This window comes from Pseudomonas turukhanskensis, assembly GCF_027922365.1.
GTDB lineage: Bacteria > Pseudomonadota > Gammaproteobacteria > Pseudomonadales > Pseudomonadaceae > Aquipseudomonas > Aquipseudomonas turukhanskensis.
Genome location: NZ_BSFN01000002.1, coordinates 126,542 through 151,152, shown reverse-complemented (window position 1 = coordinate 151,152; position 24,611 = coordinate 126,542). Strand labels below are relative to the sequence as shown.

Annotated in this window: 26 protein-coding genes and 1 pseudogene; 12 read left to right on the top strand and 15 right to left on the bottom strand. The window is 62.2% G+C overall.

Annotated features, from left to right (window positions below; translation table 11 throughout):
- Positions 1 to 31 precede the first annotated feature (31 nt).
- Positions 32 to 2,497 carry a TonB-dependent siderophore receptor gene (locus PKE98_RS04475; RefSeq protein WP_271194080.1) on the top strand — a complete coding sequence of 822 codons (2,466 nt, stop codon included), beginning with the start codon at positions 32 to 34 and terminating at the stop codon, positions 2,495 to 2,497.
- Between the two features lie 367 nt (positions 2,498 to 2,864).
- Here the strand turns inward: PKE98_RS04475 and moaE are convergent, their stop codons facing one another.
- The 4 genes from moaE to PKE98_RS04455 all read right to left on the bottom strand — a co-directional run bounded on the left by moaE (position 2,865) and on the right by PKE98_RS04455 (position 5,139).
- A complete protein-coding gene (gene moaE / locus PKE98_RS04470; RefSeq protein WP_271194079.1) occupies positions 2,865 to 3,311 on the bottom strand; it encodes a molybdopterin synthase catalytic subunit MoaE in 447 nt (148 codons plus the stop codon).
- A gap of 1 nt (position 3,312) precedes the next feature.
- Positions 3,313 to 3,561 (bottom strand): MoaD/ThiS family protein, encoded by a 249-nt coding sequence (locus PKE98_RS04465; RefSeq protein WP_271194078.1) that lies wholly within the window; start codon positions 3,559 to 3,561, stop codon positions 3,313 to 3,315.
- Entirely contained in the window at positions 3,561 to 4,037 is a 477-nt protein-coding gene (gene moaC / locus PKE98_RS04460) for a cyclic pyranopterin monophosphate synthase MoaC (RefSeq protein WP_271194077.1), read from the bottom strand. Before moaC ends, PKE98_RS04465 begins: the two co-directional genes overlap by 1 nt.
- A 205-nt stretch (positions 4,038 to 4,242) precedes the next feature.
- Positions 4,243 to 5,139 carry a DMT family transporter gene (locus PKE98_RS04455; RefSeq protein ID WP_271194076.1) on the bottom strand — a complete coding sequence of 299 codons (897 nt, stop codon included), beginning with the start codon at positions 5,137 to 5,139 and terminating at the stop codon, positions 4,243 to 4,245.
- A 147-nt stretch (positions 5,140 to 5,286) separates the two neighbouring features.
- Here PKE98_RS04455 and PKE98_RS04450 point away from each other — a divergent pair, with 147 nt between their 5' ends.
- The gene (locus PKE98_RS04450) at positions 5,287 to 6,165 is read left to right on the top strand and encodes a helix-turn-helix domain-containing protein (RefSeq protein ID WP_271194075.1); all 879 of its coding nucleotides are present in this window, start codon (positions 5,287 to 5,289) and stop codon (positions 6,163 to 6,165) included.
- An 89-nt stretch (positions 6,166 to 6,254) separates the two neighbouring features.
- Here the strand turns inward: PKE98_RS04450 and PKE98_RS04445 are convergent, their stop codons facing one another.
- The 7 genes from PKE98_RS04445 to PKE98_RS04415 form a co-directional block, all read right to left on the bottom strand.
- Positions 6,255 to 6,578 (bottom strand): DUF3325 domain-containing protein, encoded by a 324-nt coding sequence (locus tag PKE98_RS04445; RefSeq protein WP_271194074.1) that lies wholly within the window; start codon positions 6,576 to 6,578, stop codon positions 6,255 to 6,257.
- Positions 6,578 to 8,167, bottom strand: coding sequence for a PepSY-associated TM helix domain-containing protein (locus PKE98_RS04440; protein ID WP_271194073.1), 1,590 nt, complete (start codon positions 8,165 to 8,167; stop codon positions 6,578 to 6,580). Before PKE98_RS04440 ends, PKE98_RS04445 begins: the two co-directional genes overlap by 1 nt.
- Positions 8,164 to 8,478, bottom strand: a complete 315-nt coding sequence (locus PKE98_RS04435) for a DUF3649 domain-containing protein (protein ID WP_271194419.1) — start codon at positions 8,476 to 8,478, stop codon at positions 8,164 to 8,166. The genes PKE98_RS04440 and PKE98_RS04435 overlap by 4 nt, the downstream gene beginning before the upstream one ends.
- A 33-nt stretch (positions 8,479 to 8,511) precedes the next feature.
- Positions 8,512 to 10,950: a TonB-dependent siderophore receptor gene (locus PKE98_RS04430; RefSeq protein ID WP_271194072.1), complete on the bottom strand. Its 2,439-nt coding sequence runs from the start codon at positions 10,948 to 10,950 to the stop codon at positions 8,512 to 8,514.
- 186 nt (positions 10,951 to 11,136) lie between these two features.
- Positions 11,137 to 12,084 (bottom strand): FecR domain-containing protein, encoded by a 948-nt coding sequence (locus tag PKE98_RS04425; protein WP_271194071.1) that lies wholly within the window; start codon positions 12,082 to 12,084, stop codon positions 11,137 to 11,139.
- Complete coding sequence (locus PKE98_RS04420) at positions 12,081 to 12,587, bottom strand: sigma-70 family RNA polymerase sigma factor (protein ID WP_271194070.1); 507 nt, start codon at positions 12,585 to 12,587, stop codon at positions 12,081 to 12,083. The genes PKE98_RS04425 and PKE98_RS04420 overlap by 4 nt, the downstream gene beginning before the upstream one ends.
- A gap of 91 nt (positions 12,588 to 12,678) precedes the next feature.
- On the bottom strand, positions 12,679 to 12,951 hold the full coding sequence (locus PKE98_RS04415) for a DUF3509 domain-containing protein (RefSeq protein ID WP_271194069.1): 273 nt from the start codon (positions 12,949 to 12,951) through the stop codon (positions 12,679 to 12,681).
- Between the two features lie 477 nt (positions 12,952 to 13,428).
- On the opposite strand from PKE98_RS04415, the pseudogene PKE98_RS04410 reads away from it, so the two are divergent.
- Positions 13,429 to 13,638, top strand: a pseudogene (locus PKE98_RS04410) (DUF3509 domain-containing protein); the annotation flags it as partial.
- Positions 13,639 to 13,675: 37 nt separating this feature from the next.
- Here the strand turns inward: PKE98_RS04410 and PKE98_RS04405 are convergent.
- Complete coding sequence (locus tag PKE98_RS04405; RefSeq protein WP_271194068.1) at positions 13,676 to 14,176, bottom strand: phosphate-starvation-inducible protein PsiE; 501 nt, start codon at positions 14,174 to 14,176, stop codon at positions 13,676 to 13,678.
- 210 nt (positions 14,177 to 14,386) lie between these two features.
- Between PKE98_RS04405 and PKE98_RS04400 the strand changes: the two genes are divergently transcribed.
- Together PKE98_RS04400 and PKE98_RS04395 are read left to right on the top strand one after the other, a co-directional pair.
- Positions 14,387 to 15,382: an MBL fold metallo-hydrolase gene (locus tag PKE98_RS04400; protein ID WP_309298741.1), complete on the top strand. Its 996-nt coding sequence runs from the start codon at positions 14,387 to 14,389 to the stop codon at positions 15,380 to 15,382.
- A 94-nt stretch (positions 15,383 to 15,476) separates the two neighbouring features.
- Positions 15,477 to 15,725, top strand: a complete 249-nt coding sequence (locus PKE98_RS04395) for a YebG family protein (RefSeq protein ID WP_271194067.1) — start codon at positions 15,477 to 15,479, stop codon at positions 15,723 to 15,725.
- Positions 15,726 to 15,888: 163 nt separating this feature from the next.
- Here PKE98_RS04395 and trxB read toward each other — a convergent pair whose 3' ends face one another.
- Positions 15,889 to 16,830, bottom strand: a complete 942-nt coding sequence (gene trxB / locus PKE98_RS04390) for a thioredoxin-disulfide reductase (protein ID WP_271194066.1) — start codon at positions 16,828 to 16,830, stop codon at positions 15,889 to 15,891.
- A 288-nt stretch (positions 16,831 to 17,118) separates the two neighbouring features.
- Here trxB and cysZ point away from each other — a divergent pair, with 288 nt between their 5' ends.
- Entirely contained in the window at positions 17,119 to 17,874 is a 756-nt protein-coding gene (gene cysZ / locus PKE98_RS04385; RefSeq protein WP_271194065.1) for a sulfate transporter CysZ, read from the top strand.
- Positions 17,875 to 17,913: 39 nt separating this feature from the next.
- Entirely contained in the window at positions 17,914 to 19,059 is a 1,146-nt protein-coding gene (locus tag PKE98_RS04380) for a glycosyltransferase family 4 protein (RefSeq protein WP_271194064.1), read from the top strand.
- A 76-nt stretch (positions 19,060 to 19,135) separates the two neighbouring features.
- On the opposite strand, the gene PKE98_RS04375 is transcribed toward PKE98_RS04380, so the two are convergent.
- The gene (locus PKE98_RS04375) at positions 19,136 to 19,423 is read right to left on the bottom strand and encodes a PA4642 family protein (RefSeq protein ID WP_271194063.1); all 288 of its coding nucleotides are present in this window, start codon (positions 19,421 to 19,423) and stop codon (positions 19,136 to 19,138) included.
- Between the two features lie 61 nt (positions 19,424 to 19,484).
- Positions 19,485 to 19,961, bottom strand: a complete 477-nt coding sequence (locus tag PKE98_RS04370; RefSeq protein ID WP_271194062.1) for a hypothetical protein — start codon at positions 19,959 to 19,961, stop codon at positions 19,485 to 19,487.
- A gap of 181 nt (positions 19,962 to 20,142) precedes the next feature.
- Here PKE98_RS04370 and PKE98_RS04365 point away from each other — a divergent pair, with 181 nt between their 5' ends.
- From PKE98_RS04365 to PKE98_RS04345, 5 genes are read left to right on the top strand one after another with little or no spacing between them, the layout of a single operon-like run.
- Positions 20,143 to 21,087: a 4-hydroxyproline epimerase gene (locus tag PKE98_RS04365; RefSeq protein ID WP_271194061.1), complete on the top strand. Its 945-nt coding sequence runs from the start codon at positions 20,143 to 20,145 to the stop codon at positions 21,085 to 21,087.
- Entirely contained in the window at positions 21,084 to 22,190 is a 1,107-nt protein-coding gene (locus tag PKE98_RS04360) for an NAD(P)/FAD-dependent oxidoreductase (RefSeq protein WP_271194059.1), read from the top strand. The genes PKE98_RS04365 and PKE98_RS04360 overlap by 4 nt, the downstream gene beginning before the upstream one ends.
- Positions 22,187 to 22,432: a (2Fe-2S)-binding protein gene (locus tag PKE98_RS04355; RefSeq protein WP_271194058.1), complete on the top strand. Its 246-nt coding sequence runs from the start codon at positions 22,187 to 22,189 to the stop codon at positions 22,430 to 22,432. The genes PKE98_RS04360 and PKE98_RS04355 overlap by 4 nt, the downstream gene beginning before the upstream one ends.
- On the top strand, positions 22,429 to 23,703 hold the full coding sequence (locus PKE98_RS04350) for an NAD(P)/FAD-dependent oxidoreductase (RefSeq protein ID WP_271194057.1): 1,275 nt from the start codon (positions 22,429 to 22,431) through the stop codon (positions 23,701 to 23,703). The genes PKE98_RS04355 and PKE98_RS04350 overlap by 4 nt, the downstream gene beginning before the upstream one ends.
- A 32-nt stretch (positions 23,704 to 23,735) precedes the next feature.
- Positions 23,736 to 24,482: an AraC family transcriptional regulator gene (locus tag PKE98_RS04345; RefSeq protein WP_271194056.1), complete on the top strand. Its 747-nt coding sequence runs from the start codon at positions 23,736 to 23,738 to the stop codon at positions 24,480 to 24,482.
- Positions 24,483 to 24,611: the final 129 nt, after the last annotated feature.

Here is a 24,611-nt window from a genome sequence, read left to right as displayed (position 1 = left end):
CCTAACGCCTTCACGATCTTCAGGAGTCAGCATGTACGCAGGGCAGAAAAACTCGGCACGTCGTCCGCTCACAACGCCACTGGCCGCCGCCATTCTCAGCGCCACCCTGGCCCTGCACGGCGCGCTGCTGACGCCAGCCGTAGCCCACGCCGCCGAAAGCGAAACCAGCGCGCCACGCAGTTACGCGATTGCCGCCGGCCCACTGGGCGCGGTGCTGAGCCGCTTTGCCGGCGAGGCCGGTGTGGTGCTGTCGTTCGACGCCACCCTGACTAATGGCAAGCAAAGTGCCGGCCTGCAAGGTCGCTACAGCGTCGATCAGGGCTTTGCCCAGTTGCTGGCCGGCAGCGGCTTGCACAGCGTGCGCGAGAGCGGTAATGGCTACTCGCTGGTGCCAGCGCCCAAGGGCGACGGCCTGGCGCTGGCCGCCGCGACCATCAATGGCAACGCCCTGGGTGACACCACCGAAGGCACCGGCTCATACACCACTGGCAGCACGCGCTCGGCGCTGAAGTTGCCGCTGACGATTCGGCAAACCCCGCAGTCGGTCACTGTGATTACCCGCCAGCAAATGAACGACCAGGGCGCCCGCGATATCAGTGACGTACTGGCGCGCACGCCGGGCGTTTCGGCCCAGCAGTACGACAGCGACCGCATGGAGTTTTCCACCCGCGGCTTCACCATCACCAACTACCAGTACGACGGTGTGAACACGCTGTACGACGGCGTGTACGACCAAGGCACCACCCACACCGATATGGCAGTGTATGACCGCGTTGAAGTGATCAAGGGCGCCACCGGTTTGATGACCGGCCTGGGCGACCCCTCGGCCACCGTCAACCTGGTGCGCAAACGTCCGACTCGCGAGTTTCAGGCCTCGGTCACCGGCACCGCCGGCTCGTGGGACAACTACCGCAGCGAAGGCGATGTGTCCGGTTCGTTGAACGACGACGGCACAGTGCGCGGGCGCATGGTCGGCGTGTATCAGGACCGCAATTCGTATCTGGATCATTACTCGCAGAAGAAAGACATTCTCTACGGCATTCTCGAGGCCGACCTCACGCCCGATACCCTGCTGACCGTCGGCATCGACCACCAGAACAACAAGCCGCGCGGCACCTCCTGGACCGGCGATATCGCCTTCTACAACGATGGCACCGAAACCGACTTTTCCCGCTCGTTCAATCCCGGCACCGACTGGAGCCGCCGCGACTTCGAAAGCACCAACTTCTTCGGCTCGCTAGAACAATCCCTGGCCAATGACTGGAAGCTCAAGGCCAGCCTTACCCATATGATCAACGACCACGACACCCTGCTCGGCTCGGCCAGCGGCACCACCCTGGCAGGCCTGGACCCGGTCACCGGCGAAGGCGCGGCCTTCTACTGGGGCCACTGGGAAGGCCACCGCGTGCAAGACACCGTGGATGTGAATGCCAGCGGCCCATTCACCTTGTTTGGCCGCGAGCACGAACTGGTGGTCGGTTACACCGCCGCTGCCGCGAAAACCACCGGCGACTTGTATGAAGGTCTGGGTGGCGACGAGGTGCCGGGCAACCTGTTCGATTGGAACGGCAACTACCCCGAGCCGGACTTCGCCAAGAACGGCGACTACGAAACCAACCAGCGCCAGAACGGCGCCTACCTGGCCAGCCGGTTCAAACCTGCCGATGACTTGTCGATCATCCTGGGCACCCGCGTCAGCACCTTCAAGTACGACGACAAGAGCGACTTCGACGTCGACCCTGACACCCGTACCAGCTACGAACAGCACGGCGTCGTAACGCCGTATGCAGGCGTGGTGTACGACCTCGACGAGACGTATTCGGTGTACGCCAGCTACACCTCGATCTACCAGCCGCAAACGGTCAAACAAGCGAGTGGCAACACCCTCGACCCGGTGGAAGGCGCCAGTTATGAGGGTGGGCTGAAGGGCGAATACCTTGGCGGCCGTTTGAATGCCAGCCTGGCGCTTTTCCGTATCGAGCAGGACAACGTGGCGCAGTACGTCGGCACCACGCTGACCGGCATCGACTACTACAAGCCGATCAAGGGCGCGACCACCAAGGGCATCGAGCTGGAAGTGGCGGGTGAGTTGAGCGAGGGCTGGAACCTGTCGGCCGGCTACACCTACGCGCGTACCCGCGACAAGGATGACCAGCGGATCTACGGCTACCCGCTGTCCACCACCAAACCCGAGCACGTGGCGCGACTGTTTACCAGCTACCGCCTAACCGGCGACCTGAACCGCTTGACCATCGGTGGCGGCTTAAGCTGGCAGAGCCAGTTCTACGGCCAGGCGTGGGGCCCGTATGAGCTCAAGCAAGGCGCCTACACCCTGGTGGACGCCATGGCGCGCTACGACTTCAACGAGCACGTCAGCGCCAGCCTGAATGCCAAGAATCTGTTCGATAAGGAGTATCTGTCCGGGCTGGGTAACTTCGGCACCACCTACTACGGGGAACCGCGCAGCTTGAGTGTGTCGGGTACCTACACGTTCTAAGGCCCACCCTCCGTCTTGCCCGCGCAGGCGGGGACCCAGAATGCTTCGATGGGCATCGTCATCCTGCCCAAGCCTGGATTCCCGCCTACGCGGGAATGACGAGGTGGGGGCTTTCGTAGAGTGTGCTCCGCGCACCAAGCGATTGCGCGGCGTACGCCGTGGTGCGCATAGCACACCCTACAAAAGCCTTACGGGGAGCCGTGCAGGCGGAGACCCAGAATGCTTCGACGGGCATCGTCATCCTGCCCAAGCCTGGATTCCCGCCTACGCGGGAATGACGAGGTGAGGGCTTTCGTAGGGTGTGCTCCGCGCACCAAGCGGTTGCGCGGCGTACGCCGTGGTGCGCATAGCACACCCTACAAAAGCCTTACCAACGCTCGGCCGCGTCTTTATCACTGCACTTGCCTTCCACCCAGCGCGGCCCCTCGGGCGTGTCTTCCTGCTTCCAGAACGGCGCGCGGGTTTTCAGGTAGTCCATGATAAAGGCGCACGCGTCGAACGCGGCCTGGCGGTGGGCGCTGGTAGTGGCGACAAATACGATGGGCTCGCCCGGCTCCAGGCGGCCGATGCGGTGAATCACCTGCACCTTGAGCAGCGGCCAGCGCTGCCGCGCTTCATCGGCAATTTTGCCGAGGGCTTTTTCGGTCATGCCGGGAAAGTGTTCGAGGAACATGCCGGACACGTCGCGCCCATCGTTGAAGTCGCGTACATAGCCAACAAAGCTCACCACCGCGCCCACACCGGCATTGGCGGCGTGCATGGCGTTGAGTTCCTGGCCCGGGTCGAAGGCGGCGGTCTGTACGCGAATGGCCATCTCAGCCTCCGGTGACGGTAGGGAAAAATGCCACTTCATCGCCATCGACCAGCGGCTCGTCGAGGCTGCACAGTTCCTGATTGCGCGCGCACATCAGGTTTTGTTCGGCCAGCACCTGCCACACGCCGCCGCGGGCCAGCAGGTGCAGGCGCAGGGCGTCGAGGGTGGTAAAGGCGGCAGCGTCGTTGAGCTGCTCGGCATCGATACCCAGGGCTTCGCGGTAACGGGCGAAATACTGCACGCGAATCATCAGTTGTCCTCGTCGGCCTTGAAGTGGCCGCTCTTGCCGCCGAGCTTTTCCAGCAAGCGCACCGACTCGATGACCATGCCGCGGTCCACCGCTTTGCACATGTCGTAAATGGTCAGGGCGGCGACGCTGGCGGCGGTCAGGGCCTCCATTTCCACGCCGGTCTGGCCGGCCAGTTTGCAGCGTGCCTGAATGCGCACGCAGTCATCGCCCTCGGCACTCAGTTCAACCTTGACGCTGGTAAGCATCAGCGGGTGGCACAGGGGAATGAGGTCGGAGGTTTTCTTGGCCGCCTGAATGCCGGCGATGCGCGCCACGGCGAATACGTCGCCCTTGGGGTGGCCGCCGGCCTCAATCATCTGCAGGGTTTGCGGTTGCATGCGAATGCGCGCTTCGGCCACCGCTTCACGGGAGGTCACCGCTTTGTCGGTGACATCGACCATAGCGGCGCGGCCTTGGGAGTCGAGATGGGTTAACACGGGGGTGCTCCGTTGGAAGAGCGGGGATTGTAAACCCGTGGGTCAGATTTTGGTCAATGGCCTGGCAAGATCAAGAGCCCCTCACCCCAACCCTCTCCCGCAAGCGGGAGAGGGGGCCTAGACGAGTAGTCGCGTCAAACACCGATTAGTTCTCCTCGCCCGCGTGCGGGAGAGGGGCTAGGGGTGAGGGCCGGCCCAGCCTCGACTAGCGCGCCAACACCGGCGCCACCACCACCTTGGGCTTTCTAAACACCAACACATTCCCCAGCATCACCAACGCCAACCCCACCAACGCCGGTGCCGTCCACTGATAGCCTTCGACAAACGCCGAGATATTCAGCGCCACCACCGGAAACAACACGGTGCAGTAAGCCGCGCGGTCCGCGCCCATACGCCCCACCAACGTCAGGTACGCGGTAAAACCGATCACCGACCCCGGAATGGCCAGGTACACCAGGGAGCTCACGTACTGCGTGCTCCAGTCAAAACTTAGCGGCGTGCCGCTTACCAGGCAGTAGCCGGTGAGAATCAACGCGCCGTAGAGCATGCCCCACGCGTTGGTGGTCAGCGGCCGGAAGCCGGCTTTCTGTTGCAGGCTGGAGAGCATGTTGCCGGCGGAAAAACACAGCGTGCCGAATAAGGCCAATGCCAGGCCGATCAGGGTTTCGCGGCTGGCTGCATGCCCGGCTAGTTCCGGCCAGAACAGCAACGCCAACCCGGCCAGCCCGAGGGCGCCGCCGGCCAACACGTTCACGGCAATGCGCTGGCCAAAAAACACGCGGGCGTTCAGCGCGTTCCACAACGTGGCGGTGGAAAACACCACGGCGATTAGGCCGCTGGGGATCCACTGGCTGGCGGTGTAAAAGCACATGAAGTTGATGCAGAACAGACACAGCCCCTGGGCCAGGCACAGCCACTGCGCCCGACGGTTCAGCGGTTGCAGGCGCCGGCTGAGCAGCAGCACGGCAAACAGCACCAGCGCCGCCAGGCCGAAGCGGTAGGCAATGGACAACGGGATGGCGACGGTGCCGACTTGCAGTTTGATGGCGATCCAGGTGGTGCCCCAGATCAGCACGGTAAGCAGGTACAACGACAGATTCATGGCAACGCTCCTGAGCAATGCCGGCAGTCTGAGCAGCCGGCTCACTCGGCGCTTGCACAAACTTGCGCTTATTTACCGGCGGTGGCTGGCAGCCTGGCACGCGGGCGTTACCATAGCCGTCATCGCCACTTGCCCAAGCTCAGCGCCATGTCGCAACTCCCGCACATTCAGGTGTTTCAGTCGCTAAACAACTCGCCGCACTCGCAGTTGGAGCATTGTGCCGAGCTGGGCGACGGCCTCACGGCGGCCATGTGGAGCAATTACCACGATGCCCGCGAATATCAGGGGCCGAGCCACCACACGTTGTCGTGCTACCTGGAAGGCGGTACCGGCACCTTCCGCCGCGACAACCCGGGCGCAAAAGGCGCGCCGGACAAGCTGTGCATCATGCCGGCCGGCCACGATTCTTCCTGGGTGATCAACGGCGATATCCGCCTGGCCCATCTGTATATCAGCCCCGAACGTTTTGCCCTTAGCGCCGTCAGCCTGCTGGACCGCGAGCCGCGGGAAGTGGAGTTGCGCGAAAGCACCTTTGTCGATGACCCGCGCCAAGCCGCGCGCTTTCGCCAGCTGACGGCGCTGAACTGGGACGAGCCGGGCGAACGCCTGCTTACCAGCAGCCTGGCCCATGAAATGATCAGCCATGCGCTGCTGCACCAGGTTGGCCAACGGCAGAATCTGCGTTTGAAAGGCGGGTTGGCACCGGCGCTGCGCCGGCAGTTGCGCGATTACATCGAAGCGAATTTGAGCGAGGCCATCAGCCTCGGGCAATTGGCGGCGTTGGCGGCGTTGTCGGAGTACCACTTTGCCCGCATGTTCCGCGAAAGCTTTGGCGTGCCGCCGCACCGGTATCTGCTGGCTCGGCGTTTGGTGCGCGCGCAGCAGCTATTGAAGGAAACCGCCTTGCCCCTGGGCGATGTGGCGTTGGCCTGCGGGTTTGCCAGTGCCAGCCATTTCAGCAACCGCTTTCGCAGTGCCCTGGGTGCAACGCCTGGCGATTACCGGGCGGCGCTGCGCAGCCCTTGATCTCGTAGGGTGTGCTCCGCGCACCCAGCGATGCATGCGAGACCGCTGGTGCGCGCAGCACACCCTACAAAAGCAGTGCGCGTTTTTTCTCAGGCCAACAACGCCAATAATCCACCCAGCGGCAACAGCCCACCCAGCGGCAACACCCAGCGGCTACGCCAGGCCATCAGCAGGCCCACGGCCAAGCCGGCGAGCATCAGTTGCAGCAGGCCGGTGATGATGCCCATATCGGCCGTTAGCTCAATGATATTCAGGGCCATTGCCAGGGCCAGCAGCAATGCGCCGACCACCCGCAAACCACGGGTGCGGGCGGAGGACGGGGCGCTGTTGAGCACGGCTTTATGGTGACGGGACATGGCCAGGCACAAGGCGGTCATGCCCAGGTAATTCAGGCCGAAGGCGAGAAACAACATCACACGCCCTCCTCGACCAGTTCACGGCGTTCGCGCTTTTTGCTCCGTGCCTTTTCCGGCGCGGGCGTTGCAACCCGTGGCCACCAGGCCATCTTGGCGCACAAGAGGCCGGCGGCGAACACCGCCAGGTCGATGCCGGGCACGCGCCAGTCGCCGCGTGCAATGGCAGCACTCAGGGCGCCCGGTTGACCGGTGAGCACGTCCAGCGCCGGCAAGCCCAGCGCCCACACCGCCGCAACGGCAAACAGATCACGCCCTACCCGCCCGCTGTTGCGGCGGGCAACGGCCCAGAGCGCGACGGCGATCCAGACGGCGATAAAGGTGTACGCCTCCCAATGGTCACGCAGGGCAACGTTAGGCGGAATCAGGCGATTGCCGTACAGCAAGCCAAGGCTGGCAATCGGCAGGCCGCCGATTACCGCGCCGTTCATGGCGCGCACAAAGCCGATGCCCCAGCCGCCCTTGGCTTCGCGCTTGCGCAGCCACACCTGCAGGCCGCCAACCACCATGGCGCAGCCCATCAGGCCCAGGCCCAGGTACAGCCAGCGCACAATGGCGCCACCGAACTGGGCCATATGCACGTTGGTGAGCCAGGCGTAGGCGGTGTAGCCGGGTTTGTACGGTTTCTGTTCGTGAAGGAAGGCGCCAGTGGTGGCGTCGTAGGACATGATCCACTGGAAGTCGACCACGCGAGAGCGGTCGTAGCGGCGGATATCCACCACGGCGGCTTTGTCGCCCGGGTGGTGCACGCTGATCCAGCCGGTTTCAGTACCGCCCTCGCCACTGGCAGCCCAGCGGCGCTTGGCGTCGAGCACCAATTTGTCGATCGAAGCGGCGTGGTCAGTCTTGCGTTTAAGCTCTTCGCGGCCGAACTGACCCTGAACTTCGTAGAACATCTTTTCGATATCGCCCTTGTAGCCAACCTTCAGCCCCGCCGGCATATAGAAGGTGACGAAAATCGCCAGGCCCGTGTAGGCAATCAGCAGGTGGAACGGCAGGCCGACCACGCCGAACAGGTTGTGCGCATCCAGCCAGGCGCGCTGGCCATTGGCGTCGGGGCGCAGGGTGAAGAAATCTTTGAAGATGCGGCGGTGAATGATGATGCCGCTAACCAGCGCCACCAACATAAACATACCGGCAATAGCGACGATGTACATGCCGAGCATGCCGCCAAACAGGTTGTAGTGCAGGGTGAACCAGAAGTTGCCGCCGAGGGTTTTGGGCAGCACTTCACCGGTCTGGGGGTCGAGGGTGAAGCTGACAAATGGCTCCAGCTCGTTTTGCGGCTCGTAACCGGCGTACCAGTAGGGTTGGCGCTCATCCGGCGGGCGCATCCAGATGGCATGTGGCGGCTTGGGCGCCTGTTTTTGCACCCAGGCGCTGACCTGATCGAGGCTCAGCGTGGTTTCGCCAACCGGGTGCAGCGCTGGGCGCATCCACACTTCCAGCTCTTTGTCGAAGCAGGCAATGCTGCCGCCGAACAGAATCACAAACAGCAGCCAGGACGGCAGCAAGCCGCCCCAAGTGTGCAGCCCGGCCATGGCCTGGCGCAGGCTTTTGGTTTTTACCGTGCTTTCTGCCGAACTCATCGCCGTGCTCCAAAATCACCCGCTACCAACGCAGCCACTGCCAACACCACGCTCAACCCTACCAACACCAGCCAGGCCCGCGAGGCGGACCGGGCAGCGAAGGTGTACACAATAGCGGCCAGGTAGACGATAAAACTCGCCAGGCTGGCAAACACCACGCGGTCGCTGCGTACCAACGGCAGGTAAACCGTCAGAAACATGGTGCTGGCATACGCCAGGCCATAGCCGGCGAAGATGGCCGCGACGATGCGCGACGCCGTCGCAAGGCCGGGAGACGAGCTCCAGGCCTTGGCGCCGGTTTTGGTAGAGATAGCGTTACTCACGGGACTCCCTTTATTACGGCGTTACCAGTCATAGGTAGCGCTCGCCGTTACTGTGCGCCCATAGCCGAAGTAGCAGGCTTGCTCGGTGCACGAGCTGTAGTATTCCTTGTCGTCCAGGTTGCTGGCGTTCACTGCCAGCTTCAGGCCGTCGATTTTGTAGTGCACGCTGGCGTCGAACAAGGTGTAGCCGCCAGTTTCCACGTTGATGATGGCCGGGCCGCCCAGGGCTGCCAGCGCGTTTCTGCCGGTATATGAAGTTTCGCCGGTGTAGCGCGCACCAAAGCCCACGCCCACACCTGCAAACAGGCCGCTGGGTTGGGTGTAATCCAGCCAGGCACCTGCCGACTCACGTGGCACGTAAGGCATGCGGGTGTCTTCTTCCCAGGCGTTTACGCTTTTCTGCACACGGGCGTCGGTACGGCTGTAGTTGGCGGTCAGGTCCAGGCCTTCGGCAAGGCTGGCCAGGGCTTCGATTTCAAACCCTTTGCTGCGCACTTCGCCCACCTGGCGGATATCGGTGGGGTTGTTGGGGTTGGTGCTGACCACGTTCTGCTTGGTGATATCGAAGAGCGCCAGGCTGACGAAGCTGCGTGCGCCTTCTGGCTGGAACTTGATGCCCACCTCGTATTGCTTGCCGGTTTCCGGGTCGAACGGCTTGTTGGTAACCGGGTCGGTGGCGGCGGTCGGGTTGAACGACTCGCTGTAGCTCACGTAGGGCGCCAGGCCCATATCGGACACATACACCAGGCCAACGCGACCGGTGAAGGCTTCGTCGTCGCGGCTCACTTGGGTGCCGGTCAGGTTGCTGTCGGTGTCGCCCTTGGCGATGTCGTAACGCCCGCCGAGCAGCAGGTTCCAGTGCTCGTCGAACTTGATCTGGTCTTGTGCATAGAAGCCGGTCTGGCGGCGCATGATGTCGTTATCGGCGTCTTTGTCCGGCATCGCCACGCTCAGGCCGTATTGCGGGTCGAGCAAATCCAGCGTGGGGCCGTTGCGGTTGTAGCGGCTGACTTCGTGGTTATCCAGGCGGCGCCAGTCAACGCCCAGCAGCAGGTCGTGGCTGAGCGGGCCGGTGACGAATTTGGCTTCGGCCTGGTTATCCAGCGCCCAGGCGTTGAATTGCTCATCCTTGACGTTGGCCGAGCGCGTCAGGGTGCGGCCGTCGAAACGCACGCCATCGTTGTTCAGATAGCGGTAGTAATAATTCATGTTTTCGTAGCGCAGGTTCTGGCGCAGCGACCACACGTCATTCAACTGATGGGACAGTTCATAGCCAACCGTGGCCTGGGTGCGATCGAACTTGTTGAAGTTCGGGTCGCCTTCGTAGAACTCGCGGTCGCGGTTGCCCAGTAAGCCGAAGGCTTTTATCAGTTGCGGGGCAAAGGCGCGGCTAAAGGCAAAGTTGCCGTCGTCTTTCTGGTAGGAGGCCAGCAGCGTGAGCTCGGTATCGTCGCTCGGGCGCCAGGTAAGGGTGGGCGCAAAGGCCTGGCGGCGGTTGTCGGTCTTGTCGACCTGGCCGTTCATGTCGTTGGCCAGCATGGTCACGCGGTAGGAAAGCGTGCCCTGGTCGTCCAGCGGGCCACCGAAGTCGGCGGCCAGTTCGCCCAACTCGTCGCTGCCGGCACGCACGCTGACTTCATGCAGCGGTGTATCGGGGGCGCGTTTGCTCACCAGGTTGACCACCCCGCCCGGCTCGCTCTGGCCGTACAGCACCGAGGCTGGGCCACGCAGCACTTCAACGCGTTCAAGCAGGTAAGTATCGGGGCGCATGATGCCGTAGGTGCTGCGGGCCAGCGGCAGGCCGTTAACGAACGTGGAGCTTTTGGCGTCGAAGCCGCGCAGGCTCATCCAGTCGTAACGCGGGTCGTAACCGTAGGGCACGCTGACGCTCGGGGTGTAGCGAAGGGCCTGCTCCACCGTGGTGACGCCACGGGCGTCCATCTGTTCGCGGCTGACCACCGATATGGATTGCGGGGTTTCCAGAATCGAGGCATCGGTTTTGGTGCCCACGCGGGTGCGTTTGGCCACATAGCCACCGACCGGGCCGACAGCGGAATCGGTCTGGGCGTCGCCCGCAATGGTAAGCCCCTCCAATTGCGCCTTGCCTTCATTCATGGTCGTGGGTGCCTTCTCAATTCGGAAACTGCCGTCGCTAGCCTGCACGGCGCGCAAACCGGAACCGGCCAGCAATTGGGCAAAGCCCTGCTGCACCGGGTATTGGCCGTTGAGGCCGGTGCTGTTACGCCCGGCCGTCAGTTGCGGGTCGAAGCTGAGCAGCACACCCGCGCGCCGAGCGAAGGCGTTCAGGGCGTTGTCCAGCGAACCGGCCGGAATCTGGTAACTCTGGGTGGCGGGCGCAGCGTGAGCGACGACCGGCAACACCGCCAGCGGCAAGCCGGCGCCAAGCAGTGCCACGCGCACGGCGCGGGCCAGGGAATGCGGAATGCAACGAACGGCCATGAACGAATCCTTCGGCTAGTAAAAAGTGGTTAGCGGAAGGGAGGCCGTGCGAATCCGAAAAACCTGCAAAACTTTTTGCGAATTATTTACATCGGGAAGCAAATTGCAATCACGCACCGACTCAAAGGTTGTTTGAAAACGTAACGAGCACAGGGTTGACCCGGAAAAACAGAGCTGGGGGCAGTTTCAGGCGGGCGCGAGGGTGACCCACCAGCGCGTGCGATACACCACCTGCACGGGTAGGGTTCTGGCCACCGCCTGCAACGCGCGCTCGCTTTCATCTAGCGGAAACACCCCGGAAATTCGCAGGTCGGCCACCGCCGGGTCACAGCGCAATACCCCGTGGCGCTGACGGTTAAGCTCGGCCGTGAAGTCGCCCAGACGCATTTCCCGCGCGACCAGCACACCATCGATCCAACTGGTGCGCTCGCTCTGCGCCGGTTGCACCGGCATAACACCGTCCACGTCGAAGCGGGTTTGCCAGCCCTGGTTCACCACGCTGGCCGTGCCGCCATTGCTGGGGTGCACCTCTACCGCGCCGGCGTATACCGCCAGGTCACAGAGCTCGCCCTGCTCGCGCACCAGAAAGCGCGTACCTAAAGCGCGCATGCGGCCTTGAGCGGTGTCGACCCAGAACAGGCGGCGCTGCGGGTCGGCTGCGGTTTCGACAAAGATCTCGCCTTGCAGCAGGCGGACCCGCCGTTGCTCGCTGCTGTACTGGATATCCACGGCGGTACTGGCATTGAGGTGCAGGCTGCCGCCGTCGGGCAAGGTGATTCTGCGCCGCTCGCCCACGCCAGTGCGCAGGTCGGCCAGCCAAGGCTGAATGCCACCGGGGTGCGTGGCGATAACGCCCGTGCCACCGGCGGCAATCAGAATGGCCAGCGCCTTAAGCGCTCGGCGGCGCTGTGGGTCATGGCGGGCGCCGGCCAGCGTGGCGTGGCCGATACCGGGGGTAATGGCGGCGAAGCGTCCACCCAGGGCATCCAGGCGTTGCCAGGCCAGCTCGTTATCGGGGTGTTGCGCGCGCCAGCGCTGGCAGGCGTTGAGCTCGTCCACGGCGCAGGTGCCAGAAGCCAGGCGCACGCGCCAGGCGATGGCTTGCTCGACCACGGCCATATTCAACGCGGTCATAGGTAGAGCGCCTTGTAGCAATGGCTGAACGCCAGGGTCATGTATTGCTGAATGGAGCTGATGGACAGGCCCATGCGCTCGGCAATCTGTGGATATGTCAGCCCGTCGAGCTGTGACAGCAAAAACGCCTCACGCACCCGTGGTTTGAGGCCGTCGAGCAGACGGTCGATTTCGACCAGGGTTTCCAGTACCAGGGCGCGGGCTTCCGGCGACGGCACTTCGGGTTCGGGCAGGTTGGCCAGGGCATCGAGGTAAGCGCGCTCCAGGCTGGCGCGGCGATAGTGGTCCACCAACAGGCCACGGGCGATGGTCGCGAGAAAGGCGCGCGGCTCGCGCAGTTCTTTGCTCTCGCGCTGCAGCAGCACGCGCACGAAGGTGTCTTGCGCCAGATCGGCCGCGTTGTGGGGGCAATCGGTGCGCTGGCGTAACCAGCCATTCAACCAGCGGTGATGGTCGTGGTAGAGGGTGGCAAGAAAGGAAGAGAACGTAGAGTGAGCCGGCACAGCATCCACCAGAATGGGCGACAGGTTCTTAAATGAGAATATATTTCAAATAAGACACAGTGTCACGCGTGCCGGTTGCTGCTGTTGTTTATTACGCCAACGTCTCGTTAGCCGCCGGGCTGAGTTTGCCCAGGCACGAAAAACCGCGCCCCTGATCGATGGCCAGGCCGAAGCGAATACTGGTGATCACCTGCTCAAGTTTTTCCACGTCCGCCAACTGATCGCAGCTGAGCATGCGCTGAGCCACGCGCCCCTGGTCGTTGGAAAGGGAAAGCATTGCGCTGCCATCCGGGCTGCCAATGCTGAAGCGCACCAGAAACTCATCCTTAAAGGAGTCACTGACGTATTTGAAAGGATTAACCATGGCCTCATACCTCGGTTGTGCGATTACCTGGTATTCCCTTCGCAAGTCAGGGGCCAACTATGTAACAAGGGCGACAAACGGTCGTGAATGAAAGGATTAGCGTCGTTATTTATCCGACTCGCCAGTTCTGCAGATAAAAACTGGCCATTCGCCTTTACATTTTCATCACAAAAAATGCACCGTAAACAATCACTTGCCCCGGAACTGGGCAGTCAATTGGCGTGACCAAAGCGGCTCGAAAAAGTGCCGAAGAATTTATTCCAATCCGCTATTTGGCTCTTTTTGCAGCGCCGTCTACGCTGATTACTTGTGTCGCAAAACTTCTTGTCCGAAGGCTAGAACTTTGTACGAGCGCGACCGGTCAACAACCAAGACTTGAATAACAAGACTTGCCTAACTGGTGTGCAAACCAGGCTGTTTTAACTACCTGCCACTGCCAAGTTTTATTCAGCCCTTTTAGCAAACAGGTAATGGACTATGCACAATCCCTTTCAGTTACTGACCGAAGCGTTCCACCCGCAATACCGCGTCAACCTGAGCATCGAGCGGCTCGATGGCAGCATCATGTTGACCTTGTCTGAAGAGCAGAACGTGGTGGCCAAACGGCTGATCAGCCCGGCCCAACGCAATGACGAAACACGCATGCGCAACGTGATCCGTTCTTTGCAGCAACGCATCGAACTGGAACACGCCGCAGTGTGAGCCTTCCCTAAAAGCACAGCGCCTAGTCGGTATCCGCAGCTTCGGCTTGTGCCGAACGCGAGGACGAAGCGCTTTTGCTTTCCCCTTTGCTAGGCGTCACCGACGGAAAATTGGACGACGCATAGCGCACCACCAGAATCGCCAGGGCCAGCAGCAAAATCGCGCCCGACACATACACCACGCCCATGTCCGGACTCTGATGGTGCGACACATCAGAGATCAGTAGCCGTGTGAGCGCAGTGATGGCCACGTAAATCAGAAAACGCACGGGCATATGGTTAGTCTTGAAGTAGATGCCGACCATGGCGCCCAACTCCAGGTAGATAAACAGCAGCAGAATATCGTCCACGGTGATGTGGCCTTTTTCGATCATCTGCAAAAACGCGGTGACTGCCGCCCAGGCCGTGATGCCGCCAATGCCGAACAGCGCCAGGTAGTGAAAGCCTTCCACCAGCAGATCGCCCAATGATTCGGCCAGTCCATGCATGGATTGCTTGAGGGTTTCTGCCCATTTGATTTTCAAACGCGTGCTTCCTTGTGAGGTGAAGAGCCAAGCCTAGAGCCCGGTGATGACATACAGGCATGTCATGCAGGTTAGAGGCCATGGACGATCGGCAGAAACAGTCTGTCACAGCACTTTCGCTGGACAGACGGCCAATTTCCCGGCGATAACTTCTGCCCTGCCCAAGTCCGTCTATGGTGGTTGGGGACTAACTTTGCTGGGAGCCTCGCAATGAAAAACCCACTGTGCTGTACGGCGCACCAGGCGCTGCTGCTGATTGTTCTGGCCTTGATGTGCGCCTTTAGCCTTATTCACCCGGGCCTGGCCATCGCCGCACCGGTAGCCAAACAGAACACCCAGGTGCCCGGTTACTACCGCATGGCGCTGGGCGACTTCGAAGTCACGGCGCTGTACGACGGCTTTAACCTGATCAACAACAAGCTGCTCAAAGGCGCCAGTGCCGAGACCATTCAGAGCTCGCAGGCACGGGCTTTTCTCGATGCCACCAATGGCGTGCAAACCGCCGTTAACGCCTTTCTGATCAACACCGGCGAGCACCTGGTGCTGGTCGACAGCGGCGCCGGCAAGTGCCTCACCGATAAACTGGGTAACGTACAGCGCGATATCGAAGCGGCCGGCTATACGCTTGAACAAGTCGACACCGTCCTGCTCACCCATATGCACCCCGACCACGCCTGTGGTGTGCTCGATAGCAAAGGCGAGCGCGCGTTTCCCAACGCCACGCTGATGCTGAACAAGACCGAGGCCGACTATTGGCTGAACCCGGAACTGCTGGCCAAGGCGCCGGCCGACAAGCAAGCGCGGCTGAAGATGATTGCCGCCAGCGCGGCGCCCTACAAAGCCGCTGGCAAGCTGAAGCTGTTTACCGACGGCAGCGAAGTACTACCTGGCGTGAAAGATCTGGCGCTGCATGGCCATACACCGGGCCACAGCGGTTATATGTTCACCTCCAAGGGGCAGAATCTGCTGGTGTGGGGCGATGTGGTGCACAGCCACTCCATCCAGTTTGCCCACCCGCAGGTGGCCATCGAGTTCGACAGCGACGCCAAACAGGCCATCGCCACCCGCAAACATATCTTCGCCGAGGCGGCCGCCAAGAAGTTCCTGGTGGCCGGCGCCCACCTGCCTTTTCCCGGCATTGGTCATGTACGCCTCAAAGGCACGGGCTTTGCCTGGGTACCAGTGGAATTTGCGCCGCTCCCCTGATTTCACCGCGTGACTGTTCAACGGCGAGCGAGTGCTTTATGCTCGCCACCTGTATAAATACACAGTAATAGTTTGCTAGAAGGTGAGGTGATGAATGGCCGTCGAAGTGGTGTACCGCAGCAGTCGCGATCCGGAGCGCTTGTTCATGGATAAAGCCGAAGCCGATCGTTACGACAAGATGCTGGAGCTGGCTGAATCGCTGGCGGATGTGCTGCAAAAAGCCGTGCCGTCGCTCAGCGAACAGCAGGTTGAGGAAATCGGGATTTATATGGCGAAAAATCGCGATGTGTTCGCCAAGGCGTTCAAAAATCCTGAGGCTCTAAACGAGCTTCAGAATTCCTGAATCGGCTTCCGGGGCTTCGGCCATGCGTCGTTGCGTCCTCGCTTTTAATGCTCACGTACTACAGTACGTGAGCATTAAAAGCTCCGGGTAGCCTTGCCTGACCTTCGCCCGGAAACCCTCGACCGAGTAACGGCTGCTTTTTTAAAAAGCGCATCCCCACGGTTTATGCTTCTAGATAGCGCTCCGCATCCAAAGCGGCCATACACCCGGCGCCAGCGGACGTAATGGCTTGGCGGTACACATGGTCCGCCACATCGCCGGCAGCAAATACGCCGGGAATGCTGGTGGCGGTAGCGTTGCCATCGCGGCCACCGTTCACCACCAGATAGCCGTCTTTCAAAGCCAACTGGCCTTCGAACAGTGAGGTGTTCGGCGTATGGCCGATGGCGATAAATACGCCGTCCACCTTTAGCTCCGAGCTGCCGCCGTCGTTGTGCAGCAAGCGCACGCCGGTTACGCCTTTATCGTCGCCCAGCACTTCGTTTACCGAGGCATTGAGCTTAAGTTCGATCTTGCCTTCGGCTACCCGTGCGTAGAGTTTGTCGATCAGAATCTTCTCGGCACGGAAGGTTTCGCGGCGGTGCACCAAGGTGACTTTGCTGGCGATATTGGCCAGGTACAGGGCCTCTTCCACGGCCGTGTTGCCGCCACCGACCACCGCCACTTCGCGGTTGCGGTAGAAGAAGCCGTCACAGGTGGCGCAGGCTGACACGCCCTGCCCCATGTACTGCGCTTCTGAAGGCAGCCCCAGGTAACGGGCGCTGGCGCCGGTGGCAATAATCAGGGCGTCACAGGTGTAGGTAGCGCTGTCACCGGTCAGGGTGAACAGCTTGCCGGCCAGGTCGACGGCGTTGATATGGTCGAAGACGATCTCGGTCTCGAAACGCTCGGCGTGTTCCTGCATACGCTGCATCAGCGCAGGGCCGGTAAGGCCGTGTACATCACCCGGCCAGTTATCCACTTCAGTGGTGGTGGTCAGTTGCCCACCGGCCTGCATGCCGGTGATCAGCAAGGGCTTGAGGTTGGCGCGCGCGGCATACACCGCCGCTGAATAGCCGGCAGGGCCGGAGCCTAAAATGATGACGCGAGCGTGACGAACCGACATTGACCGTCTCCTCAACCGGCCGCAGCCGGGCATAAACAGCGCCTGAATAAAAAGGGAGCACCCGAGCACTTGGGGAAGGCTTTAGAGAGTGGGCGCCCCGCAAACTGTGTCCGCCTCGCGGACTGCAATGGCGGCAAGGTTACTCAGACGTTTCATAGCCAGGAAGTGTCGAATTCTTATGCACTCGATAGTCCGGCGCTATGCGATAGAAATGACGAAACAGACGCGCGCTTTCGATATGACGCCGAAGCGTCTATGTTCGGCCCGTGCTTTTAAAAGGAATGCTCAATGCCCACTCCCGTTCTCTCCGGCCCCCAATACCTGCGCGAAGGCCTGAAACTCGTGCTCAGCCCCGGTCTGCGCCTGTTCGTACTGCTGCCGCTGGCCATCAACCTGATTCTCTTCGTCGGCCTGATCGGCTTTGCCGTGCAGGAATTCAATGGTTGGCTCAACGCCCTGATGCCCAACCCGGATGGCTGGCTGAGTTTTCTTAGCTGGATTCTCTGGCCGATATTCTTCGTGCTGATTCTGCTGATGGTGTTTTTTACCTTCACCACCCTGGCCAACATCATCGCCGCACCGTTCAACGGCTTTCTCTCGGAAAAAGTCGAAGTGGTGGTGCGCGGCGAAGACACCTTCCCGCCGTTTCGCTGGGGTGAGCTGGTGGCAATGGTGCCGCGCACCCTGGGCCGCGAATTGCGCAAGCTGGGCTACTTTCTGCCACGTGCCATTGGCCTGTTTATCCTTTCGTTTATTCCCGGCTTGAACCTCATCGCCGCGCCGCTGTGGGTGCTGTTCGGCATCTGGATGATGTGCGTGCAGTACATCGACTACCCAGCGGATAACAACAAACTGGGCTGGAACGAAATGCTCGCCTGGCTGCGGGAAAAGCGCTGGCAGAGCCTGGGCTTTGGCGGCTCGGTGTACCTGGCGTTGCTCATACCCGGTGTAAACGTGGTGATGATGCCGGCGGCCGTGGCCGGCGCCACGTTGTTCTGGGTGCGTGAGCGCAGCGGCTCTGCTGTCACAACGGTGCAACCTTAACGTCATATGGCTTAAACGGCGCCGGTCGAAACTGGCGCTATGAGCCAATCTCCCCTGCATATCGCGCTGATCAGCGAAACCTTTCCGCCGGAAATCAACGGCGTCGCCAATACCCTGGGGCGTCTGTGTGCGGGGCTGCGGGAGCGGGGCCATCGATTGCAGTTGGTACGCCCACGGCAAAGCACCGATGACGGGCAAAAAAGCACCGACGAGTTATTGCTTACCCGCGGTTGGCCGGTGCCGGGGTACCCCGGTTTGCAGTGGGGGCAGGCGTCGATGCACAAGTTGCTGCGGCGCTGGAAACGCCAGCGCCCGGATGTGTTGTATATCGCCACCGAAGGGCCGCTGGGGCTCTCGGCTCTGCGGGCCGCGCGGCGTTTACAGATTCCGGTGATCAGCGGTTTTCACACCAATTTTCAGCAGTTCAGCAGCCTCTATGGTTTTGGCCTGCTGAGCCGTTTAGTGACGAACTACCTGCGCTGGTTTCACAACCGTTCGCAACTCACTCTGGTGCCCAGTGCCACCCAAAGCCTGGAGTTGCAGCGACGCAGTTTCGAGCGCGTGCACCTGTTGGCCCGCGGCGTGGATAGCCAGTTGTTTCACCCAGCCAAGCGCAGCAGCGCGTTGCGTACCGAGTGGGACCTGGCAGACGACGAACTGGCGGTGCTGCACGTAGGGCGTATTGCCGCAGAGAAAAATCTGACTTTGTTGGCGCGCAGCTTTCGCGCCCTGCAGGAACGTTATCCACAGCGGCGCATGAAGCTGGTACTGGTCGGCGACGGCCCGCAACGTGCCGCGTTACAGAAGGAACTGCCAGACGCTGTTTTCTGCGGGGTTCAACGCGATCAGGCCCTGGCCAGCCACTACGCCAGCGGCGACCTGTTTTTGTTTCCCAGCCTCTCGGAAACCTTCGGCAATGTGCTGCTCGAAGCGCAGGCATCCGGCCTGGCGGTGGTGGCGTATGACCAGGCAGCGGCCAGCCAGCATATTCGCCATGGCCATAACGGCGCGCTGGCGATGCCTGGCGATGAAGCGGCGTTTATCGACAGCGCTTGCTGGCTCTTGGAAGACCCGGAGACATTGCGCAGGGTGCGCCTGAATGCGCGGCTACATGCCAGCAGGCAGGGCTGGCCGGCGATAGTGCAGCAGTTTGAAACGTACTTGCGCACGGCCGGAGATTCGTAGGGCGAATATGGGCGCAGACCCTATCCGCTGTTCGGCGCAACGGCGGATATCCGCCCTACGTTTGCGTTAAATCGATTTAACCGCGAGCAGCCTTGATTGCCTCGATATAGGGCTCAGCCAGACGCTGATCCTGAATCAGCGCAACAAAGTCATGCCCCTTGGCATCTTTGGCGTTGAGGTCATAACCGGCTTCCACGAAGAAACCCAGGAAGCGTTCGAAGTCGTCGATACGCAGCCCGCGGTAGGCCTTGACCAGTTTATGCAGCGACGCTGGGGTGTCGTCGGCCGGCTCCACGGTCAGGAACAGTTTGATCGGCTCGTCACCAATCTCTTCGCCAATCACCTGTTTCTTGTCTTTACGCATGATCACTTCTCTTAACGGGGGAACGCCGGGCCGGCAGTTTACTCCGCCCCGGGGCGCGGGCTCAACGCGCGCGCTGCACGCCGGTGTGCAGGTCGGCCCACACATGGCCGTTGGGGTAGCTGAGAAATTGCACGTACACGGTGCCGTTACGCAGCAGGTCCAGCAGCACGCGGTACTGCGCCAGCGGGTAGTTGAGGCTCAGGGTTTTGCTGGCTTCATCAAAGCTGGGCCGCTTGATGCTTTTGCCTTCGGAGTCAAACCGCACTACCACCCTGGTGGCCGCTGCGCCTTTGCTCACTGCTTTGGTTTTCAGTAGCAGCCAGGTGGGCGAGGTGATGGGAATGGGCTGCTGGTTGGATTCCCGCTGGCTGCCGACCACCACCGAGTACTCGGTTACTTGCAGCACTTGCTGTTGCTCGGGCGCGTCCGCGCGCAGGTTCTGCTCGTCCGGGGGCAGGTATTGGTCATGGGGCAAGGCGGCCAGAGCCATAGGAGAGGCCAACAGCAGCAAAGCCAAAACACAAACGCGCGACACCATCACAGCCTCCCAGGAAAAAACAGCGCTCACCTTACCCCTAAGCGCATCGAGGCTGAAGCATCGCGTTTTCGATTTTCACCGCTGTGCCGATTTCGTCATCCGCGCGGTACAAAACCATCAAGCCGCCTGCCCCGCAAACGCTCAGTCTTGCAGGACCTTCCAAGGCTTTTGGGGACAATCCATGCGCCGCATCCAGATTATCGACAGCCACACCGGCGGCGAACCCACCCGCCTGGTCATCGACGGTTTTCCGGACCTTGGCACCGGCAGCATGGCCGAACGCCGCGCGCTGCTGGCCGAACGTTTCGATGCCTACCGCGCCGCCACGGTGTTGGAGCCGCGCGGCAGCGACGTGCTGGTGGGCGCCCTACTCTGCGCCCCGGTAGACCCAACGGCCTGTGCCGGGGTGATCTTTTTCAACAACAGCGGTTATTTGGGCATGTGCGGCCACGGCACCATCGGCCTGGTGATATCGCTCGCCCATATGGGCCGCATCGGGCCGGGTACCCACCGTATCGAAACGCCGGTGGGCACCGTGGAAGCGACCTTGCACGACGACCATTCGGTAAGCGTGCGCAATGTGCCGGCCTACCGGTTTCGCTCGGCCGTTACCGTCCAGGTGCCGGGTTATGGCGCAGTAACCGGGGATATCGCCTGGGGCGGCAACTGGTTCTTTTTGATCAGCCAGCATGGCCAGCGCATTGATGGCGGCAATTTGGAGGCGCTTACCGCCTACACCGTGGCCATCAGCACGGCGCTGCACGCCGAAGGCATTTACGGCGAAGACGGCGGCGTCATCGACCATATCGAGCTGTTTGCCGACGACCTCGAAGCCGACAGCCGCAACTTTGTTTTATGCCCCGGCAAGGCCTACGACCGCTCCCCGTGCGGCACCGGCACCAGCGCCAAGCTGGCGTGCCTGGCGGCCGACGGCAAACTCAGGCCGGGCGACATCTGGCGCCAGGCCAGTGTCATCGGCAGCCAGTTTGAAGGCAGCTACGAATGGCTCAATGACGGCGAGCCAGGCCGGGTGATTCCCACCATTCGCGGCCGCGCCCACTTGAGCGCCGAAGCCACCCTATTGCTGCAAGACGACGACCCGTTCGCCTGGGGCATCGTGCTGTGAATGCCGATGTCATCATCGTTGGCGCCGGCATTATCGGCGCGGCGTGCGCCCATGGGTTCGCCGAGCGCGGCCTGGATGTGCTGCTGCTCGACGATCAACGCGGCGGCGCGACCGCTGCCGGCATGGGCCACCTGGTGGTGATGGATGACAACCCCGCCGAACTCGCCCTGAGCCACTACTCGCTGAGCCTGTGGCGGCAATGGGCACCGTTGCTGGACGAAGGCTGCGCGTACCGCAATTGCGGCACGCTGTGGCTGGCAGCCAACGAAGACGAACTGGCCGTGGCGGAACAAAAAAGCACGCTGCTGGATGCCGAAGGCCTGGGTTGCCGGATGCTCAGCGCCAGCGCCGTACACGAGGCTGAACCGATGCTGCGGCCTGGGTTGGTCGGCGGTCTGCATGTAAGCGGTGACGGCATCGTGTATGCGCCCAATGTGGCACGTTGGTTACTGGCGCAACAGCCGCAGCGTATTCGCCAACAGCACGCGCAGGTCAGCGAAGTCAGCGGCAATCGGGTGCGGCTCTGCAGCGGCGAGTGGCTGAGTGCCGAGGTGGTGGTGCTGGCCACCGGCAGTGCCCGCGAGCTGTGCCCGGAACTGCCGATTCGGCCGAAAAAAGGCCACCTGCTGATTACCGACCGTTACCCCACGCGCCTGCGTCATCAGTTGGTGGAGCTGGGGTATGTGAGCAGCGCCCACAGCAGCGCTGGCACCTCGGTCGCGTTCAATGCCCAGCCGCGACCGACCGGGCAGATCCTTATCGGCTCGTCACGGCAGTTCGATTCGCTTACCCCCGAGGTTGAGCACGACGTGCTCGCGCGCATGCTGCAACGGGCCATCGACTATTTACCAAGCCTGGCGCAGATGAACGCCATCCGCAGCTGGACCGGCTTTCGCGCGGCCACGCCAGACAGCTTGCCGCTGCTGGGTCCGCACCCGAGCCAACCGGGCTTGTGGCTGGCCCTGGGGCACGAAGGCCTGGGCGTGACCACCGCGCCGGCCACCGCGCAGCTGGTGGTGAACCAGGTGTGCAAACAGCCCTGCGCCATCGACGTCACGCCTTATTTGCCGCAGCGCTTTGCCTCGGCGGAGCAGCCGGCATGAGCAGCGCCATCGAACTGCATATCAACGGCCAGCTGCTGCGCGTAACCCCCGGCACCAGCGTGGCTGCCGCGTTGTACCTGGCCGGCGATGGCAGTAGCCGCACAGCGGTCGGGGGCCAACGTCGCGCGCCGCTGTGCGGCATGGGCATCTGCCAGGAATGCCGGGTGACCATCGATGGCCAGCGCCGCCTGGCGTGTCAGACGCCGTGCACGGCGGGCATGCAGGTGGAGAGTCAGCCATGAAGCGCGATGTCGATCTGCTGATTCTGGGTGCCGGCCCGGCGGGCATGGCGGCCGCTGTTGCCGCCAGTGCAAGCGGCCAACGCATTGCGCTGGTGGACGACAACCCGGCTACCGGCGGGCAGATCTGGCGCGCTGGCGCACAAGCGCCCCGCTACCCGGCTGCGGAAAACCTGCGAGCTCAATTGGCTGCTGCCAAAAATGTCGAGTGCTTCACCGCGACCCGCGTTATCGCCCAGACAGGCGCCCACGAACTGCTGTTGGAAAACCCGCTGCACAGCTGGCGCATCGGTTACACCCAGCTGATTCTGTGCACGGGCGCACGCGAAGTGCTGCTGCCGTTTCCCGGCTGGACGTTGCCCGGGGTTACCGGCGCCGGCGGCTTGCAGGCGCTGATCAAGGGCGGTGTACCGGTGCGAGGCGAACGAGTGGTGGTCGCCGGCAGCGGGCCGTTGCTGCTGGCGAGCGCCGCCAGTGCCAAAGCGGCCGGCGCACGCATTGAATGCATTGCCGAGCAGGCGTCACTGGCCTCGCTTGCCGCCTTCGCGCTGCAGTTGCCACGCTGGCCCGGCAAGCTGCGCCAGGCAATCGAGCTGTTCGACCGGCACTACCAGCCCCACAGTCACGTCGTCGAAGCCCTGGGCGATGGCCGCGTGCAAGCGGTCCGAATTCGCCGGGGCAGCCGACTGGTCGAAATACCCTGCGACCGCCTGGCCTGCGGCTTTGGGCTGCGCGCCAATACCGAGCTGGCACAGACCCTGGGTTGCGCCATCGAAGCCCAGGCCGTGGTTGTGGATAACCTGCAACGAACCAGCCTTGCCGGCCACTTTGCCGCCGGCGAATGCACCGGTATTGGCGGCAATGAGCTGGCTCAAGTGGAGGGTGCCATCGCCGGATTTGCCGCAGTCGGCCTGCTTGCCGAGGCCCAGGCGTTAACGGCCCGTCGCCGGCACTGGCAACGTTTCGCCGACCTGCTCAAGCGGCACTTCGCCCTTGACCCCGAATTGAAAAGCCTGCCTACCGCCGACACCGTGCTTTGCCGCTGCGAAGACGTGCCCTACGGTGCCGTCGCCCAGCAGGCCAGCTGGCGCCAGGCCAAGTTGCACAGCCGCTGTGGCATGGGCGCATGCCAGGGCCGCGTGTGCGGAACGGCGGCCGAAGTTCTGCTGGGTTGGCCAACGCCGACTCTGCGCGCGCCTTTCGTTCCGGCACGGGTCGACAGCCTGTTGCATGCCGCCGCGCTTTCCAGCGCTGCGCCCACAGCCGTAGAGTAGGCCCGCCGCCATGACCGGAGTTTTCCAGCGCCATGTTCCCCGCCTTGCTGCCCACCCCACGGGATTTGCCCGACCTGCTCGGCAGCCTGACGCAGATTGCGCCCCTGCTCGATGCCATGCCCGGCGTGGTGTTTTTTATCAAGGACATGCAGGCGCGTTACGTCCTGGCCAACCAGACCCTGGCGCAACGCTGTGGCCTCAAGAGCAAAGACGACTTGCTGGGCAAGACCGCCGCCGAGGTCTTTCCGGCGCGCTTTGGCTCGCTGTACACCGAGCAGGACCGGCAGGTCATGAGTGGCGGCAACCCGCTCAGCGACCAGTTGGAACTGCACCTCTACCCCGGTCGCGAGCCCGGTTGGTGCCTGACCCACAAACTGGCCCTGCGCGATATGAAAGGCGCAATCATCGGCATGGCGGGCATTTCATACGACCTGCTGGCGCCACAGGCCAGCCATCCGGCGTACCAGAAGCTGGCCAGTGTGGATGCGCATATTCGCCAGCACTACGCCCAGCCCATCGCCCTCAGCGACCTGACCGCCATTGCCGGCCTGTCGGTGGCGCAGCTGGAGCGCCACTGCAAACGCATCTTTCAGCTCACGCCGCGGCAGATGATTCACAAAGCCCGCCTGGGTGCTGCCTCGCAATTGCTGGCAGGCGAGTTGCCGATCACCGAGATCGCCTTGCGCTGCGGCTACACCGACCACAGCGCGTTCAGCCGGCAGTTCAAGGCGCTGACGGGGCTGTCGCCGACAGCCTATCGAGAAGGCATCACCGCGTAGGGCGAATATCACCGCAGGCGATATCCGCCGACTCACGACCTTTGCAAACGGCGGATATCCGCGGTGCGGCTATTCGCCCTACGTTTTGCCTTTCCCCCGATTTATCCACAACCCATCCTGGAGTCGAGC